The sequence below is a fragment of the Flavobacterium sp. genome (assembly GCF_043720215.1).
Lineage (GTDB): Bacteria > Bacteroidota > Bacteroidia > Flavobacteriales > Flavobacteriaceae > Flavobacterium.
This window is the reverse complement of the sequence record NZ_JAYSSZ010000243.1, coordinates 1-2,913: the sequence shown is the minus strand read 5'-3', so window position 1 is coordinate 2,913 and position 2,913 is coordinate 1. Positions and strand designations below refer to the sequence as shown.

The 2,913-nt window shown below is 30.4% G+C and carries 3 protein-coding genes; 1 reads left to right on the top strand and 2 read right to left on the bottom strand.

Annotated elements, in window-relative coordinates:
- Positions 1-43 precede the first annotated feature (43 nt).
- The gene (locus ACHZC3_RS10715) at positions 44-1,297 is read left to right on the top strand and encodes a 3-phosphoshikimate 1-carboxyvinyltransferase (protein WP_394759854.1); all 1,254 of its coding nucleotides are present in this window, start codon (positions 44-46) and stop codon (positions 1,295-1,297) included.
- 1 nt (position 1,298) lies between these two features.
- Here ACHZC3_RS10715 and ACHZC3_RS10710 read toward each other — a convergent pair whose 3' ends face one another.
- Positions 1,299-2,060, bottom strand: a complete 762-nt coding sequence (locus ACHZC3_RS10710; RefSeq protein WP_394759852.1) for a LytR/AlgR family response regulator transcription factor — start codon at positions 2,058-2,060, stop codon at positions 1,299-1,301.
- A complete protein-coding gene (locus ACHZC3_RS10705; protein ID WP_394759853.1) occupies positions 2,053-2,664 on the bottom strand; it encodes a sensor histidine kinase in 612 nt (203 codons plus the stop codon). The genes ACHZC3_RS10710 and ACHZC3_RS10705 overlap by 8 nt, the downstream gene beginning before the upstream one ends.
- Between the last annotated feature and the right edge of the window lie 249 nt (positions 2,665-2,913).

Below are 2,913 nucleotides of genomic sequence, written 5' to 3'. Positions count from 1 at the left end.
GTTAGTGAGATTTCTCGTTCCTCGAAATGACAAAAAAATGAACATGAATCTAAAACTCAATCAATCAATTTGCAAATTACAATCGTCAATCAAAATTTCTGGTTCGAAATCCGAAACCAATAGATTGTTATTATTAAAAGCATTGTATCCAAACTTAGTTTTAGAAAATGTTTCTAATTCAGATGATTCGGAAGTTATGATTAAAACATTAATTTCGAATGAAAGTGTAATCGACATCCATCATGCAGGAACCGCCATGCGATTTCTAACGGCTTATTTTGCTATGCAAGAAGGTAGAGAAATTATTTTGACGGGTTCCTCTCGAATGAAAGAACGACCAATAAAAATTCTAATCGAAGCTTTGCAACAACTTGGAGCAGAAATTGAATATTTAGAAAACAAAGGTTTTCCACCTATAAAAATAACAGGAAAAATAATTACTCAAAATAAAGTGTCACTTCCTGCAAATGTAAGCAGCCAATATATTTCGGCACTTTTATTAATCTCACCAAAATTAGAAAACGGATTAGAACTAACGCTAGTTGGCGAGATTACTTCTGTTCCGTACATAAAAATGACTTTGGCTTTACTTAATGATTTAGAAATTGAAACTTCTTTCTTGGGAAATGTTGTCACGGTAAAACCAAAACCATCAATTATCAATTGTCAATTATCAATTGAATCTGATTGGTCTTCCGCTTCTTATTTTTATTCCATAATCGCGCTGTCAGAAATTGGGACACAAATCACATTGTCAAATTACAAGCAAAATAGTTTACAAGGAGATTCCGTATTAGCAGAAATTTATAAGGATTTTGGCGTTCAAACAATTTTTGAAAATAATTTAATTACAATTCAAAAAGTCAGTGATTGTCACTCGAACGATAGTGAACAGGCGAAGCAATTATCAACTGTCAATTATCAATTGAATAATTCTCCGGATATTGCCCAAACCATTGCCGTAACTTGCTTCGGACTAGGAATAAGTTGTCATCTTACAGGTTTACATACCTTAAAAATAAAAGAAACCGATAGATTAGAAGCTTTACAAGTTGAATTAACAAAATTAGGTGCAAATATTTCTGTTACTAATGATAGTTTAACTTTAGAAAAATCTTTAAAAATTAATTCTGATATAAAGATTAAAACCTATCAAGACCATCGTATGGCAATGGCATTTGCGCCTTTAGCTTTAAAAACTTCAATTATAATTGAAGATGCTGAGGTTGTTTCTAAATCATATCCAAATTTTTGGGACGATTTACAAAGTATAGGTTTTAAAATGAATGAAGTATAACTTATCTCGAAATTTTATCAATCATATTCAAAAAATCATTGGTTTTTTCAGACGAAATGGGCAATTCCGTTTTATTAGTTAGTGTAATCCAACCTCCGTTTGATTTGTCGTATCGTTCAACGTACGAAGTGTTTATCAGATAAGATTTATGAATGCGACAAAAAGAATTATTTTGTTTCAATCCATCTTCAAAATTTTTGATAGAACGACTCACAATCATTTTTTTACCATTATCCAAATAGATTTCAGAATAAGAATTATCTGCTTTGATGTAAATAATTGTTTCTGGTTTTATAAAATGCAATTGATTTCCCTCAGGAACAGCGATTTTATTTATTTTTTTATCTTGAATAATACTTTTCAAACTCGAAAACGATTCTTGGTTTTGTTTGTTTTTTTTCTTTTCAAAACGTTCGAGAGCGTCTTTAATATCTTCTTTATTCAATGGTTTTAACAAATAATCTACCGCCGAAATTTTCAATGCTTCTATCGCATAATGATTGTAAGCAGTGGTAAAAATGATGGAAAAATCGACCAGATTTTCGTCAAAAAAATCTAATATTTCCAATCCGCTATAATTTGGCATTTCGATGTCTAGAAAAATGAAATCAGGTTTGTGTTTTCTGATGGCTTTTACTCCCGAAGGCAAATCATCGGCAACGGCCAAAATTTCGATATTCGGAAAATGATTTTCCAAAATGTTTTGCAACAAAATTTGAGCTCTTTTTTCGTCTTCGATGATGACGGTTTTATATTTATTCATAACGTAAATCCATGATTATTTTTACTTCTGTTCCTGCCGATTGTTTATTCGAGTCAAGAATTTCATTGGTTTCAACCGAAATTTCGCATTCATTCCTGTTGATGATTTCTAATCGCTCCAAAGTTGCTTTTGTAGCAAAAGAAGTGTTTTTTGAAGTGTTTTTTTGGTTAATTTTAGTTGCTTTTTCTATCCCAATTCCGTTGTCTTTTATGCTTATTTTTAGTCGATTATTTTCAACATTAAAATCAAGATACAATCTTTTTGGCCCCAATTTGTGCGCCAATCCATGAATGATGGCGTTTTCGATATAGGGTTGCAATAACATTGTAGGAATGGTAATTTGTTGCATATTTTTTTGATTCATTTCTATTTGAAAATTAAAATCGGAAAGTCGTACTTTCTGTAAATCAAGATATAACGTTTGCATACGAAGTTCGTCTTCCAAGGTTATCCAGTTTTTATCGGTCATTTCCAAAATCATACGAGTTAGCCTCGAAAATTTATTTAAATAATTGGTAGCTTCTTCAGTTTCGTTTGTCGTAATATAGGATTGAATAGTATTGAGTGCATTAAAGAAAAAATGTGGATTCATTTGTGCTTTAATTAATTTAACTCTGCTTTCGTTTAAATAATTTTCAAGTTTTAGTTTATCAATAATTAAATTATTTTTTGTGGTTATTTGTTTTAATCGTTTGTAATATACCGTAATAATTAGTACCGTAATTAGGAATGAAAGTAAAATAAAAAACCATAGTTTTAGACTGCCCCCAAAAAGTTAGACACTATTTGGGGGTATTTTTATGGAAAGAAAAGTCAAATATGATTATGCATTTAAGCTTGAATGCGTAAAATT

Coding starts and splice junctions, on each gene's coding strand:
- ACHZC3_RS10710 (WP_394759852.1), bottom strand. CDS start 2,060: ATGAATAAATATAAAACCGTCATCATCGAAGACGAAAAAAGAGCTCAA.
- ACHZC3_RS10715 (WP_394759854.1), top strand. CDS start 44: ATGAATCTAAAACTCAATCAATCAATTTGCAAATTACAATCGTCAATC.